Genomic DNA, 12,425 nt, shown 5'->3' with positions numbered 1-12,425 from the left:
TCGCCGCTCGCGCGAACAAAGGGTGACTTGTAAAACGCTGTAAAACATTCGGCCGAAAAGCCAATGGTTTCAGGGTGGGAGACGAAATCGCACAGCTCGTCCTCCAGGGCCGGGAACGGCCCGACATGGTGGACCAGGCCCTTCGCGTAGAGCAGCGAGACCGGCTCGGCGCGCAGGTACTTGCCCCGCATGGCGCGGACCGGAGTAATCGGCACCGCCGGGTCGCACTGGGCCAGCACCGCGGCGGCCATCTCGCCGCCCTGGTTGACCTCGACCACCAGGGCGTCGGCCCCGAGCCGGTGATAGAGCGCCAGCGCGGCCCCGGCCCAGGCCTGGGGGCTCGCCCGGGACAGGCTGGCATCGGCCAGCACGTAGGCCCGGGCGCCGGCCCGCCCGGCCGCCACGATCCCGCAGGCGTCCGAGCGCGCCCCCGAGGTCGCGGGCGGGTCCACCGCCACCACGATCCGGGCGAGTTCCGGTGCGGCGGCGACCCGGCCGGCTTCCAGGGCGGCGCGATCCCACAGGGCGTCGTCCCGGTCGGCGATCAGCTCGCCGTCGAGTTCCTGGCGGCCCAGCCGCGTGCCGGCATAGCGCCCGACCACCAGCTCCAGGAAATCCGGGGCGAGGTGCCGGGCGTTGTCGTGGGTGCGGGCGCGGCTGACCACGGTGCGCGGGTCGGCGAGCAGGCGCCGGATCAGCGGCACCGGCCGCGGTGTCGTCGTGACGAGGTTGCGCGGGCGAGCGCCCAGCCGCAGCCCGAATTGCAGCATGTCGAAGGCGGCCTCGGGCCGGCGCCACTTGGCGGCCTCGTCGCACCAGGCGGCGCCGAATTGCGGGCCGCGCAGCGCGTCGGGCTCCTCCGCCGAGAAGGCCAGCGCCACCGCGCCGTTGTCCCAGGCCAGCCGGCGCAGGCTCGGCGACCAGCGCGGGCGCGCCCGTCCCCGCGCCGGCAGGTTGAGCAGGCCGGACGGGCCCTCGACCATCACGTCGCGCACGTCGAGATGGGTCTCGCCGACGAGCGCGATGCGCCCGACCGGCTCGGGCGTGAAGGCCGGATCGCCCCGGGCCAGGGCATCGACCCATTCGGCGCCGGTGCGGGTCTTGCCGCTGCCGCGGCCGCCGATCACCGCCCACGTCGTCCAGGATTCGGTCCGGGCGGTCCCAGTATCGGCCGGCGGAAGCTGGTCGGGCCGGGCCTGGTGCAGCCAGTCGTCCGCGAGGGCGCAGACCAGCGGGGCCGGCAGGGTCGCGAGAAAATCAGGCAGCCGTCCGGCCGCGGACAAAGCCAGCATAGCGGCGCGCGATTTCCGCGCGGAGTGCCGGCAGGTCGGGCTCGGTGTCGCCATCCCCGCCCTCCCGCCCGTCGTCCGGGGCCATCTCGTCGAGCAGCCGCTTGAGGCCGCCGAGGTCGCGCAGCACCCGGGCGGAATCGAGCACCGCCGCCCCCTCCCCGTTCAGGGCGGCGTCGAAGGCGGCGATCTGCCGGGCGATATGGGCGCGCAGATGCGCCCGCAGGGTCGGCGGGTCCGCCGCCGCCTCCGGATCGAGACGGCCGGGCTCGGCACCCACATCCGGTTCGGGGCGGGCGACGCCGCAGCCGGCCAGGAGCCGGTCGGCGGCGGCGCGCCCGACGCCCGCAGCCTCGGCCACGTCGCCGGGATCGTTCCGTGTGTCGCTCAGGAGCCGCGCGAGGGCCGCCCGACGGGTCTCCGGCCAGCGCGCGGCGATGTCATGCCGCCGGCGGCGCGGCCGCAGCCAGCCGGACCGGGCGTTCCAGCTGAGGATCGTGGCCGGCTTGACGCCGGTGCGGGCGCTGATCGCGGCGACCGACAGCTCGGTCTCGCGCAGGAGCTGCTCGACCGCGGCGCGCTGCTCCGGCGGGAGTGGATCGAGAGACCGCATCGCCGCCGCTCCGCATACGTATCGACCGTGCCTGGTATGTACCCGAGCAGCGCGCCGGTGTCAACCTAAAAATTCCTATTCTTGGATTTTAGGCGGATCTCTTCCGCGCGTGCGCGATGCCTTACCCCTCCCAATGGGCCACGCCGCCATGGCCGGAGCAGGTGCCGCGGCGGGTGTGGCTGAAGCTCCAGGTGTCGTCCCGGCACTTGGCCGTGGCCCCGGCCGGCTTGGCGCCGTCGCGGGTCTTGGCCGGGCGGTGGACCTCGGAGCCGTCATGGCTGCGATAATGGCCGTGCCGGTCGAGGATCGATTCGTCGGGCTCGCGGTAGTCCCGGGCTGAGGCCCCACCGGCGAGGCCGAGGAGCACGGCCCCGGCGAGCGCGAGCCGGGCAAGGCCCGTGCAGATGGGACCCATCACCGGGCGGCACCGCATGTGCCGAAATTGTCACGCGCGGCGCCGTTCGGGCTGGTCGCCTCGCCCGGCGCCCGGGAGGTCGCGCGCGCCGCGGTACCGTCCGCCAACGCATGGCTCGCACCGCCCGGGACGGCGCCCCCCGGGCCGTCGCCGCCCGCGCGGGCGGCGGCACCGCCGGCCGTGGGCAGCAGGACGGCCACGAACGGGATCGGTCTCACGGCGCCACCTCAAGGTTGTGTTGATTGGCATCAAGCACAACCCAAGCGGGGCCGTCACGCGCTATTTCAGGTTAGGATTAAGGCTCATCGCGGTTGCGGCCCGGCCGCCCGGCGAAGGCCCCGGCAGCAATGCGCGGGCCTGCCGTCCGGCCCCGCCGAGATGAAGTGGCCGACTCTCCAGGCAAACTGCAAAGCTCGGCCCGGAATCCGAAATCGTCCTGCGTATTGCGCATGGATTCGGCGGTCTTCGTGGGGAGTCCCGCAAAAAAACCGGGCTTGCTTGGGCTGTGTTCGGAGCGCTAACCAGAGGCAGCCGCGCGTCGGCAACGCGATCGAACGGGAATACGGGGGCGAAGTGTTCGTTCTGGTGCTGGCGACCCTGGCGGGTGGCATCCTGACATCTGTGTGCGCGTGGCCCTGGCTCGGCCTCGGCGCGCTGCTCCTGGCCCCGTTCGGGGCCGGCAGCGCGGCGGTGTTCGCCGGACTCCTGCTCGCCGCCCTGCGGAGCCGGCGTTCCGCCGGCACGCACAAGCCGGTCCTGGGCACGCCGCCCGAGGCGCCCGCCACCATCGCCAACGACACGCTGTCGGCTCACCGCCGCCGGGCGTGATCAGCCGCCGGGCGGGCGCGGTCGGAAACCGGCCGCCCTGCTCCGCGGCAGAGGCCGGGCGCGATCCCCTGCGGCCGCCGCACCCCGTCTTCGGAATGCCGGCAGCCGCCGTTCAGGACCGGACGCTAATGCCCCCCGACGCCGCGGCGGCGGTCGGGATCCGGCCGGGTCCGCGGAAGAGCGCCAGGCCGATCACGTGCCGGACCAGGGTCGCGAGCCCCAGCGCCAGGAAGCCGGCGCTGCCGCTCAGGACCACGCGCTCGATCCCGTCCGTGTGGATGATGTGGTCCGGCACCTCGACGCATTGGACGAAGATCTCGGCCATCAGGCCCAGCACCAGCAGGGCGAGGCCGACATGATGGCAGAGCGTGTCGAGGGCGGCCTCGTAGTCCGGCTCTTCCGTCGGCAGGCCGCCCAGCAGATGGCTGACGCCCGCCCGCTCCTCCAGGACGACACCCCAACCGATCAGGATCACGCCCATCCCCTCGATGATGTGCCCGGCCTCCTGGATCGATTCGTGGTGCCCCAAGCCCGCCCCCCACAGCAACGATGCGACCTCGTAGAGGGCCAGGGTCAGCGGCATCAGGATCACGACGTTGAACGCGACGATCGACCAGCGGCTGAGAAGCATCGTCGCCAGCATCGTGTGGAATCTCTTCGCCCAGGACATCGATGAAACGACCCGCCCCTCGGCACACGCCTGGGTGTAATCGGAGATGTGCAGGAAGGATCGCGCCCGACCAAAGTCAACGGGCGCGCGAAACTTGGGACGCGCGCGCCTGTGATTGAGACGGAGCGGCGCGGTCGCCGGTGCCGATCGCCCCGAGATGGGTCATGCCGAAGCCGGCCCGGTATTTGAGGCCGTAGCCGAGGGCGCGGTCGAAGCCGATATGGGCGGCCCAGATCAGGCCCGCCGCCAGGATCTCCGGCGCCTGTGCGAGCACGCCCCAAGCCAGACAGGCCGCGGGCAGACCGTACCAGTGGCCGGCATTGTAGAGGGCCGCCCCGGCCGCACGCCCGGCGCCGTAGCCGAGCAGGGTCAGGTCGGGGGCGAAGAACAGCAGCGCGAAGGGCCACCAGCCCGTCTCCAGACGGCCATACGTCACCGATGCGGCGACGAGGACGAGCAGGCCTTCGAGGCGCAGCAGCTGCCGCGGCGCCCCCGTTACCGTTCCGGTCATCGCGTGTCCTCCTGAGGGGATGCCGTGAGACTCACCCATTCATCGCTGCATGGCGAGACCGGATTTCCGCATGCTATTCCCTCACAAATGAATACCCCGGACTGGACCCTGCTGCGCTCCTTCCTGGCCGTGGTCGAGATGCGCTCCCTGTCGGCGGCCGCCACCCGCACCGGCGCGACCCAGCCGACCTTGAGCCGCCATATCCGCGCGCTGGAGACGGCGCTCGGCGTCACCCTGTTCACCCGCACGGCGCGGGGGCTCGAACCGACCGAGGCGGCCCTGGGCCTGATCGACGACGCGCGCGCCATGGGCGAGGCCGCCGATGCCCTGGCGCGCAAGGCGCAAGGGCGGGCGCAGGGCCTGAGCGGGACCGTGCGCATCACCGCCTCGGTGATCGTCGCCAACCTGCTGCTGCCACCGATCCTGGCGGCCTTGCGGGCGGACGAGCCGCGCATCGAGATCGAGCTCGTCGCCTCGGATCAGCCCCAGAACCTGCTGCGCCGGGATGCCGACATCGCGATCCGCATGTTCGACCCGACCCAGAACGCACTGATCGCCCGCAGGCTCGGGGAGGCGCCGCTCGGGCTGTTCGGCGCACGAAGCTATTTCGCGCGCCGCGGCCGGCCCCGCACCGTGGCCGACCTGGCCGAGCACGACGTCCTCGGTTTCGATCGCAGCGACGCACTGCTGCGGGCCTATGCCGCCCACGGGCTCAAGGCGGCGCGCACGGATTTCCCGATCCGCTGCGACGACCAGATGGTCTACTGGAACCTGATGCTGGCCGGGGCCGGCCTCGGCTTCGCGCAGGTGCTGCTGGCGGGGCGCCACCCCGAGCTGGAGCGGGCGGAGATCGGCCTGACCCTCGCGCCGCTGCCGGTCTGGCTGGTCCTGCACGAGGAGGTGCGCGGCAACGCCCGGATCCGCCGGGTCGCCGATCGTCTCACCGAGGCGCTCGGCGACCTGCTGCGCGGCGCCTGACGGGGATCGCGGCGGATCCCCGCCTCACGCCGGCTGGCGCAGCACCGGGGCGAGGCCGAAGCGGATGATCTCGTGGGGGAGCCGGTCGAGCGGCAGGACCTTGGCGGCGGCGCCGCGCTCGATCGCCTCCTTGGGCATGCCGAACACCACGCAGCTCTCCTCGTCCTGCGCCACCGTGAGGGCGCCGGCCCGGCGCATCTCCAGGAGGCCGTTGGCGCCGTCGTCGCCCATCCCGGTCATCAGGATGCCGAGCGCGTTGGCGCCGGCGCATTGCGCGGCGGCGCGGAACAGCACGTCCACGGAGGGGCGGTGGCGCGAGACCAGCGGGCCGTCCTTCACCGCCACGGTGTAGTGGTTGCCGCTGCGCTGGAGCAGCAGGTGACGCCCGCCCGGAGCGATCAGGGCCCGACCGGGGGCGACCGCATCGCCGTCCTCGGCCTCCTTGACCGCGATGGCGCAGAGCCCGTCCAGCCGCCGGGCGAAGGCGGCGGTGAAGTATTCGGGCATGTGCTGGACGATGACCAGGCCCGGGCAATCGACCGGCAGCACCTCCAGCACATCGCGCAGGGATTCGGTCCCGCCCGTGGAGGCGCCGATGCAGACGATTGGGTCGGTCCCGGCCACGCTGCGGATGCGGGTCGTGGGCGGCAGCACGGCGTCGGCGGTGAGCTTCGCCTCGACCGCCCGGAGCGGCGGCCGGCTCGGGCGCAGCTTCGCCCCGGCCGCGGCCCGCACGGCGTCGCAGACCCGGACGGAGGATTCCATCAGGAACTGGCGGGTATCCACCCGGGGCTTGGGCAGGACGTCCACCGCCCCGGCCTCCAGCACCTCGAACAGGCTCCGGGAGCCCTGGTCGGTGAGCGTCGAGCAGATGATCACCGGGATCGGCCGCTGCGCCATGATCTTGCGCAGGAAGGTCAGCCCGTCCATCCGGGGCATCTCGAGGTCGAGGATGATGACGTCCGGCACCTCCTCGTGAATGCGCCGGGCCGCGATGAACGGATCGGCCGCCGTGCCGAGCACGGTGATGTCGGGGGCCGCGTCCAGGATGCCCACCAGGGTCTGCCGGACCGAGGCGGAATCGTCCACGATCAGCACGCGGATCGGCGGCTTGCGCGTCATCCGATGGCGCCCTCGACCCGGGTGAAGATCGTCGAGGAGACCTGCGCCAGGCCCGGCACCCCGGCCCCGGCCATCGATTCCGAATGGCCGACCACCAGGAAGCCGCCGGGCCGCAGATGCGTGGCGAGCCGGGACAGGACCGCCCGCTGGGTGTCCTTGTCGAAATAGATCAGGACGTTGCGACAGAAGATGATATCCACGTCGCGATCGACCGGATACTGGGCATTCATCAGGTTCAGGTGCTTGAAGCGCACCCGGGCGCGCAGCTCCGGGACGATCCGCCCGACCTTCCAGGCCGGGTTGCGGGCCTGCATCACGTAGCGTCGGCGGAAATGCTGCGGCACCGCCTGCAGCACGTCCTCCGGGTAGATGCCGTCCGCGGCGACCCGCAGGACCTCCGTGGAGACGTCGGTGCCGAGGATCGCGTAGTCGAGCGCGTGCCCGGCCATCGCCATGTCGTGCAGCACCATCGCGAGCGTGTAGGCCTCCGCCCCCGTCGAGGCGGCGGCGCTCCACAGCTTGAGCCGCGCCTGGGTGATGCCGTTCCGGCGCAGCATCGGGATCAGCTCGTCCCGGAGCTGGTCGAAATGCGCCGGCTCGCGGAAGAAGTCGGTCTTGTTGGTGGTGACGCAATCGATGATGTGGACGAATTCCTCGGCGAGGTGACCCTCCTCGAAGACGTGCCGGCCGTATTCCGTCAGCGTCTCGATCTCGAGCGCGCGCATGCGCTTGCGCAGCCGTCCCTCCACCATGGTGCGCTTGGCCGGCGGGATCTGGATCCCGACGCGTTCCTGGATCAGGTCGGCGACCGTCTCGAAATGGCGGTCTTTGAGGCGCGGCATGAAATCGGTCCTTGCGCGGCGATCAGGCCGCGAGCGACGGCATCAGAAGGGCGGGGTCGTCGCCCGCCATCAGCGCCTGCAGATCGAACACCACCACGAAGGCCTCGCCCTTGCGGCCGATGCCGGCGATGTAGGTCGAGCGCCAGCGGCCCCCGACATCGGGGGCGGGCTCCAGCTCGGCGCTGTCGAGCTCGGTCACCTCGATGACCCGGTCGGCTACGAAGCCGACCCGCATCGCCCGCTCGCCCATGGCGATGTTGAGCAGGATGATCCGGGTCGCCGGGGTCACCGGAATCGCCGGCAGCCCGAGCTTGGTGCGTAGGTCGACCACCGGGTAGCTCTGGCCGCGCACGTCGATCATGCCGACCAGGAACGGCGGCGCGTGCGGCAGGGCCGCGGGCGGGCGGTAATCCAGGATCTCATGCACGGATTCGATGTCGATCCCGAAGATCTCGCGATCGAGGCCGAGGGTCAGGTATTGCCACACGCTGGACATGCTGGTCTCCGGCTGGGCCGGCTGCCGGTCGCGTCCCGCCCGAACCGGGGGGCACGGGCCATCGCCGCGGCAGCATAGGGATCGGTGATTTCAGGGAGAGACACCGCGCGGGGAATACCCGCGCGGTGCGGTGCCGCTCAGGCGGCGCGGATGAAGTCGGCGTCGCGGGAATCGCCCTCACCCATGTCGAGGGCGAAGCCGCCGCCACCGCCGGCCAGGGTGCGGCGGCCGGCGCGGGTCTTGTCGGCGGGCCTGCCGCTCGCCTTGGCCGGGGCGCCCATCCGGGCCGCCGTCGCCCGCAGCTGCGTCGCCGCCACGTCGAGGCGCGACTCCGTCTCGTCGAGGCGGAAATACGCGATGGTGGCCTGGAGCCGCTCGGCCTGGGTGGCGAGTTCCTCGGAGGTGGCCGAGACCTGCTGGGACGCGCTGGCGTTCTGCTGAGTCACCTTGTCGAGCTGCTGGATCGCCAGGTTGATCTGCGCCGAGCCGACATCCTGCTCGCGGCAGGCGGCCGAGATCTCCTCGACCAGATTGTTTTTTCCCGCCTTGACCGTGTCGGAGGACAGCGTGCCGATCTCGGCCGCCGCCGCCTGGCTGCGCTCGGCGAGCTTGCGCACCTCCGAGGCGACCACCGCGAAGCCGCGGCCGTGCTCGCCGGCGCGCGCCGCCTCGACGGCGGCGTTCAGCGCCAGCAGGTCGGTCTGCCGGGCGATCTCCTGCACGATGGTGATCTTCTGGGCGATGGTCTGCATCGCGTCCACCGCCCGTCCCACCGCGGCGCCGCTGGCCTCGGCATCCTGGGCCGATTGCCGTGCGATCGCCTCGGTCTGGCTGGCATTCTCGGCGTTCTGCTTGACGTTGGCCGCCATCTCCTCGACCGAGGCGGAAGCCTCCTCCGTGGAGGCCGCCTGCTCGGTGGAGCCCTGCGACAGCTGCTCGGCCGAGGCCGACAGCTCCTGCGAGCCCGCCGAGACGTTGCCGGCGGCGGTGGCGGCTTCGGTCACCACGGCGCGAAGCTTGGCCAGCATCTGCTCCAGGGCGGTGCCGAGGACGTCCTTGTCGGACAGGCGCTTGGCCTCGATGGTCAGGTCGCCCGCGGCGATCGACTGCGCGACCTTGGCCAGAACCTGCAGGTTCTCGGTGGTGGCGCGCAGGTTGGCCTGGACCTCGCTGCTGAGGCCGCCGAAATCCTTCGACAGGGTCTTGGTGAAGTCGCCGATCGAGACGGCGACCAGCACCTCCGAGATCTCCCGGAAGGCCTGCTCCACCGCCTGGGCGGTGCCCTGGATCCGGCCGACCTCGTCGAGGCGCCCGGTCTCGAACGGCGTGGCCAGGGTCGCCAGGCGGGTGCTGATCGCGGTTACGGGCTTCGCCACGGTGCGCACCAGCAGCAGCCCGATGGCGACGGCGATCACCAGGTTGGCGACGATGCCGAGCAGGATCATCTGCGTGGTCGTGTCGAAGGCGGCGTTCTGCGCGTCCTGGCGGGTGCGCATCAGCGTGTTCTCGACATTGACCAAGTCGGCGATCTCGGCGCGCAGGCCGTCCATGGCCTCCTTGCCGGCACCGGCGATCTCGGTCTGGCGCGCGGCCTCGCGGGTCTCGGGATTGGCCATCCCGGCGATGCCCTTCTCGGCGACGCCGTTGTGCCACGCCTCGGCCTGCTTGCGGATCTTCTCGAGCCGCTCCTGCTGGGCCGGGTTGTCGGAGGTCAGCTCCTTGGCCTGCCGCCAGGCGGTGTTGAAGCTCTCCCAGCCCTTCTGGTAGGGCGCCAGGAACTTGGCGTCCCCGGACAGCAGGAAGCCGCGATAGCCGGTCTCCTGGTTGACCATGCCGGCGAGCGAGCGGTCGGCGGCGTCGATCACCTTGATGGTGTGGTCGGTCCAGTTCACCGATTGCCGGATCTCCGAGGATTTCCAGTAGACCACGCCGTTGATGCCGAGGCCGACGAGAAGCATCAACGTGAAGGCCAGGAACAGCTTTCGCGGTATCGAGATGTTGTCGAGCAAGTTCATGGTCTTATCCTTCACGTCGATTGAGCGGGCGGGGATCTCGATCGGGAGCACCCTGCGGCTGGTGTGGTCCGGGCGGACCCGGAGGGCGGTTTGATCCGAGGACGCACCCCGGGGGGCGGGACGCTCGGCTTGGGGCCGCTCAGGCGGCGCGAATGAAGTCGGCGTCGCGGGAATCGCCCTCGCCCATGTCGAGGTCGAAGCCGCTGCCCGCCGCCAGGGGGGGCCGGCCGACGCGGGCCTTGGCGGCAGTCTTGTCGGCGGCCTTGGCCGACGTGCCCATCCGGGCCGCCGTCGCCCGCAGCTGCGCCGCCGCACCCGTGCCCGCATCCGCCGCGCCGAGGCGGAAATAGGCGATGGTGGCCTGCAGCCGCTCCGCTTGCGTGGCCAGCTCGTCCGAGGTCGCCGAGACCTGCTCGGACGCGCTGGCGTTCTGCTGGGTCACCTTGTCGAGCTGCTGGATCGCCTGATTGATCTGCGCCGAGCCGACATCCTGCTCCCGGCACGCCGCCGAGATCTCCTCGACCAGAAGCGCGGTCTTGCGGATGTCGGGCACCAGCCGCCCGAGCATCTCGCCGGCCTGCTGGGCCGCCTTGACCGTGTCGGAGGACAGCGTGCCGATCTCGGCCGCCGCCGCCTGGCTGCGCTCGGCGAGCTTGCGCACCTCCGAGGCGACAACCGCGAAGCCGCGGCCGTGCTCGCCGGCGCGCGCCGCCTCCACGGCGGCGTTCAGCGCCAGCAGGTCGGTCTGCCGGGCGATCTCCTGCACGATCGTGATCTTCTGGGCGATGGTCTGCATCGCGTCCACCGCCCGTCCCACCGCGGCGCCGCTGGCCTCGGCATCCTGGGCCGACTGCCGGGCGATCGCCTCGGTCTGGCTGGCATTCTCGGCGTTCTGCTTCACGTTGGCGGCCATCTCCTCGACCGAGGCCGAGGCCTCTTCCGTGGAGGCGGCCTGCTCGGTGGAGCCCTGCGACAGCTGCTCGGCCGAGGAGGACAGCTCCTGCGAGCCCGCCGAGACGTTGCTCGAGGCGAGGATGACCTGGCCCACCACCTCGCGCAGCTTCAGGTTCATCGCCTGGACGGCGCGCAGCAGGTCGGCAATCTCGTCGCGGCCGGACGTGACCACGTCCTGCTTCAGGTCGCCGGCGGCGACGCGGCTCGCCGCATCGACGACCCGCTGCAGGCCCCGGGAGATCGAGAGCGACAGCCAGATCGCCATGGCGAGCCCGATCGCCACCGCGCCGGCGATGACGCCGATCAGGAGCAGGCGGGCGGTCTCGTAGGCGGCCTGCGTCTCGCGGACGAAGGTCTGGGCCAGGCTCTCCTCGTAGGCGCGCAGCTTCGCGGCCTCGTTGATGACCGCCGTCCGCGCCTGGGTGAACGGCCCGACGAGGATCTGCATCGCCTTGGCGTCGGTGTTGGCCAGGCCGAGGGCGAAGATGCGCTCGCCGATCGGCTCCCAGGCCTTGATCGCGGCGGTGACCGCCCGGGCCCCGTCGAGGAAGCCGGCGGCGCGGCCGGCCTCGGTGAGGCGGGCGAGATCCTGGTCGAGCTGGCGGCGATGCTCCTGATACTCGGCGGCGAACTTCGCCAGCAGCGCGTCGTCGCTGATCATCACCTCGCGGTAGATTTCGGCCAGGAGATGCGTCACCCGCAGGTCGATGGCGTCGATGAGGCGGCGGTTCTCGTTGGACAGGTCCGGCCGGGCGGCCAGCTCCTCGATCCGGGTCGTCACGACGTTGTAGGCGGCCAGCTGCTCGCCGCCGACCAGCGCGATGGCGGTGTTGTTGCCGTTCTTGACCGCGAAGTCCGTGCCCTTGGCCACGATCTCGGCCAGCCGATCCCAACCGTCCTTCAGGGGCTGGACCCGGGCCCGCTCCTCCGGCGAGGTCTGCTCCAGGAACTCCTTCAGGAGGGCCCGGAACCGCTCGTCCTGGGCCTTGATGTCGGCCGCGACCTGGGCCCGCCCGGCATCGGCCGGGTCGAGCATCGCCCGGGCGTAGAGGCGCGCCGTGTCGACCGTCATGGTCTCGAACCGGAGGGCGCGCTGGACCTGCGCGAACGGGCCGGCCGCGAAGGCCTGCATCCGCGCGTTCGAGGCGCCCAGCCCCGCGATGGCGAGATACCCGGCTCCGCCCAGCAGGGCGAGCATCAGGCCGAAACTCAGGGCCAATTTGGCCCGGATCGTGAAACGCATGGGTCTGACCTGTTCAGGGGGCTCAATCTGTCCGCGCGGGGCGATCCCCGCGCGGGGAACTGTCTTGCTCAGGCGGCGCGGATGAAATCGGCGTCGCGGGCGTCACCCTCGCCCATGTCGAGGGCGAAGCCCCCGCTCGGGGTCGCGGCCGCCCGGGCGCCGCGGGCCTTGAGCCGGGCCGGACCGGCCGCCGGGGTGCCCATCCGGGTCGCCGTCGCCCGCAGCTGCGCGGTCGGATCCACGGCCGCGTCGTCGACGCGGAAGTAGGCGATGGTGGCCTGGAGCCGCTCAGCCTGGGTGGCCAGTTCCTCGGAGGTGGCCGAGACCTGCTGGGACGCGCTGGCGTTCTGCTGGGTCACCTTGTCGAGCTGCTGGATCGCCAGGTTGATCTGCGCCGAGCCGACATCCTGCTCGCGGCAGGCGGCCGAGATCTCCTCCACCAGCAGCGC

At 71.7% G+C, this 12,425-nt stretch carries 13 protein-coding genes and 1 pseudogene; 2 read left to right on the top strand and 12 right to left on the bottom strand.

Features of this window, described 5'->3' with window-relative positions; translation table 11 throughout:
- The 4 genes from BMZ47_RS26465 to BMZ47_RS26450 form a co-directional block, all read right to left on the bottom strand.
- A partial coding sequence (locus tag BMZ47_RS26465) for a DNA-packaging protein (protein ID WP_244536942.1) occupies window positions 1-1,292 on the bottom strand: 1,292 nt, incomplete at its 3' end.
- Window positions 1,258-1,902, bottom strand: a complete 645-nt coding sequence (locus tag BMZ47_RS26460) for a hypothetical protein (protein WP_091865237.1) — start codon at window positions 1,900-1,902, stop codon at window positions 1,258-1,260. The genes BMZ47_RS26460 and BMZ47_RS26465, both read right to left, overlap by 35 nt.
- A gap of 121 nt (window positions 1,903-2,023) precedes the next feature.
- Window positions 2,024-2,317, bottom strand: coding sequence for a DUF3761 domain-containing protein (locus BMZ47_RS26455; protein WP_091865245.1), 294 nt, complete (start codon window positions 2,315-2,317; stop codon window positions 2,024-2,026).
- Window positions 2,317-2,535, bottom strand: coding sequence for a hypothetical protein (locus tag BMZ47_RS26450; RefSeq protein WP_139221077.1), 219 nt, complete (start codon window positions 2,533-2,535; stop codon window positions 2,317-2,319). The genes BMZ47_RS26455 and BMZ47_RS26450 overlap by 1 nt, the downstream gene beginning before the upstream one ends.
- A 355-nt stretch (window positions 2,536-2,890) precedes the next feature.
- On the opposite strand from BMZ47_RS26450, the gene BMZ47_RS26445 reads away from it, so the two are divergent.
- Complete coding sequence (locus BMZ47_RS26445) at window positions 2,891-3,145, top strand: hypothetical protein (protein ID WP_091865233.1); 255 nt, start codon at window positions 2,891-2,893, stop codon at window positions 3,143-3,145.
- 112 nt (window positions 3,146-3,257) lie between these two features.
- Here the strand turns inward: BMZ47_RS26445 and BMZ47_RS26440 are convergent, their stop codons facing one another.
- Together BMZ47_RS26440 and BMZ47_RS26435 are read right to left on the bottom strand one after the other, a co-directional pair.
- Window positions 3,258-3,788 (bottom strand): hypothetical protein, encoded by a 531-nt coding sequence (locus BMZ47_RS26440; RefSeq protein WP_091865231.1) that lies wholly within the window; start codon window positions 3,786-3,788, stop codon window positions 3,258-3,260.
- A gap of 103 nt (window positions 3,789-3,891) precedes the next feature.
- Entirely contained in the window at window positions 3,892-4,326 is a 435-nt protein-coding gene (locus BMZ47_RS26435) for a DUF4260 family protein (RefSeq protein ID WP_007569477.1), read from the bottom strand.
- Window positions 4,327-4,413: 87 nt separating this feature from the next.
- On the opposite strand from BMZ47_RS26435, the gene BMZ47_RS26430 reads away from it, so the two are divergent.
- A complete protein-coding gene (locus tag BMZ47_RS26430; protein WP_167369115.1) occupies window positions 4,414-5,304 on the top strand; it encodes a LysR family transcriptional regulator in 891 nt (296 codons plus the stop codon).
- A gap of 24 nt (window positions 5,305-5,328) precedes the next feature.
- On the opposite strand, the gene BMZ47_RS26425 is transcribed toward BMZ47_RS26430, so the two are convergent.
- From BMZ47_RS26425 to BMZ47_RS26400, 6 genes and pseudogenes are all read right to left on the bottom strand, one after another.
- Complete coding sequence (locus BMZ47_RS26425) at window positions 5,329-6,426, bottom strand: protein-glutamate methylesterase/protein-glutamine glutaminase (RefSeq protein WP_007569475.1); 1,098 nt, start codon at window positions 6,424-6,426, stop codon at window positions 5,329-5,331.
- Entirely contained in the window at window positions 6,423-7,268 is an 846-nt protein-coding gene (locus BMZ47_RS26420; protein WP_091865227.1) for a CheR family methyltransferase, read from the bottom strand. The genes BMZ47_RS26425 and BMZ47_RS26420 overlap by 4 nt, the downstream gene beginning before the upstream one ends.
- Window positions 7,269-7,290: 22 nt before the next feature.
- Window positions 7,291-7,764 carry a chemotaxis protein CheW gene (locus tag BMZ47_RS26415; protein WP_007569473.1) on the bottom strand — a complete coding sequence of 158 codons (474 nt, stop codon included), beginning with the start codon at window positions 7,762-7,764 and terminating at the stop codon, window positions 7,291-7,293.
- Window positions 7,765-7,901: 137 nt separating this feature from the next.
- Complete coding sequence (locus BMZ47_RS26410; protein ID WP_091865225.1) at window positions 7,902-9,779, bottom strand: CHASE3 domain-containing protein; 1,878 nt, start codon at window positions 9,777-9,779, stop codon at window positions 7,902-7,904.
- A gap of 139 nt (window positions 9,780-9,918) precedes the next feature.
- Complete coding sequence (locus tag BMZ47_RS26405) at window positions 9,919-11,976, bottom strand: HAMP domain-containing methyl-accepting chemotaxis protein (RefSeq protein WP_091865223.1); 2,058 nt, start codon at window positions 11,974-11,976, stop codon at window positions 9,919-9,921.
- A gap of 68 nt (window positions 11,977-12,044) precedes the next feature.
- A pseudogene (locus tag BMZ47_RS26400) lies at window positions 12,045-12,425 on the bottom strand (methyl-accepting chemotaxis protein); the annotation flags it as partial.

Source organism: Methylobacterium brachiatum, from assembly GCF_900113845.1.
GTDB classification, from domain to species: Bacteria; Pseudomonadota; Alphaproteobacteria; order Rhizobiales; family Beijerinckiaceae; genus Methylobacterium; species Methylobacterium brachiatum.
This window is presented reverse-complemented; position numbering and strand designations above follow the sequence as displayed.

Coding starts and splice junctions, on each gene's coding strand:
- BMZ47_RS26460 (WP_091865237.1), bottom strand. CDS start 1,902: ATGCGGTCTCTCGATCCACTCCCGCCGGAGCAGCGCGCCGCGGTCGAG.
- BMZ47_RS26455 (WP_091865245.1), bottom strand. CDS start 2,317: ATGGGTCCCATCTGCACGGGCCTTGCCCGGCTCGCGCTCGCCGGGGCC.
- BMZ47_RS26440 (WP_091865231.1), bottom strand. CDS start 3,788: ATGCTGGCGACGATGCTTCTCAGCCGCTGGTCGATCGTCGCGTTCAAC.
- BMZ47_RS26435 (WP_007569477.1), bottom strand. CDS start 4,326: ATGACCGGAACGGTAACGGGGGCGCCGCGGCAGCTGCTGCGCCTCGAA.
- BMZ47_RS26430 (WP_167369115.1), top strand. CDS start 4,414: ATGAATACCCCGGACTGGACCCTGCTGCGCTCCTTCCTGGCCGTGGTC.
- BMZ47_RS26425 (WP_007569475.1), bottom strand. CDS start 6,426: ATGACGCGCAAGCCGCCGATCCGCGTGCTGATCGTGGACGATTCCGCC.
- BMZ47_RS26420 (WP_091865227.1), bottom strand. CDS start 7,268: ATGCCGCGCCTCAAAGACCGCCATTTCGAGACGGTCGCCGACCTGATC.
- BMZ47_RS26415 (WP_007569473.1), bottom strand. CDS start 7,764: ATGTCCAGCGTGTGGCAATACCTGACCCTCGGCCTCGATCGCGAGATC.
- BMZ47_RS26410 (WP_091865225.1), bottom strand. CDS start 9,779: ATGAACTTGCTCGACAACATCTCGATACCGCGAAAGCTGTTCCTGGCC.
- BMZ47_RS26405 (WP_091865223.1), bottom strand. CDS start 11,976: ATGCGTTTCACGATCCGGGCCAAATTGGCCCTGAGTTTCGGCCTGATG.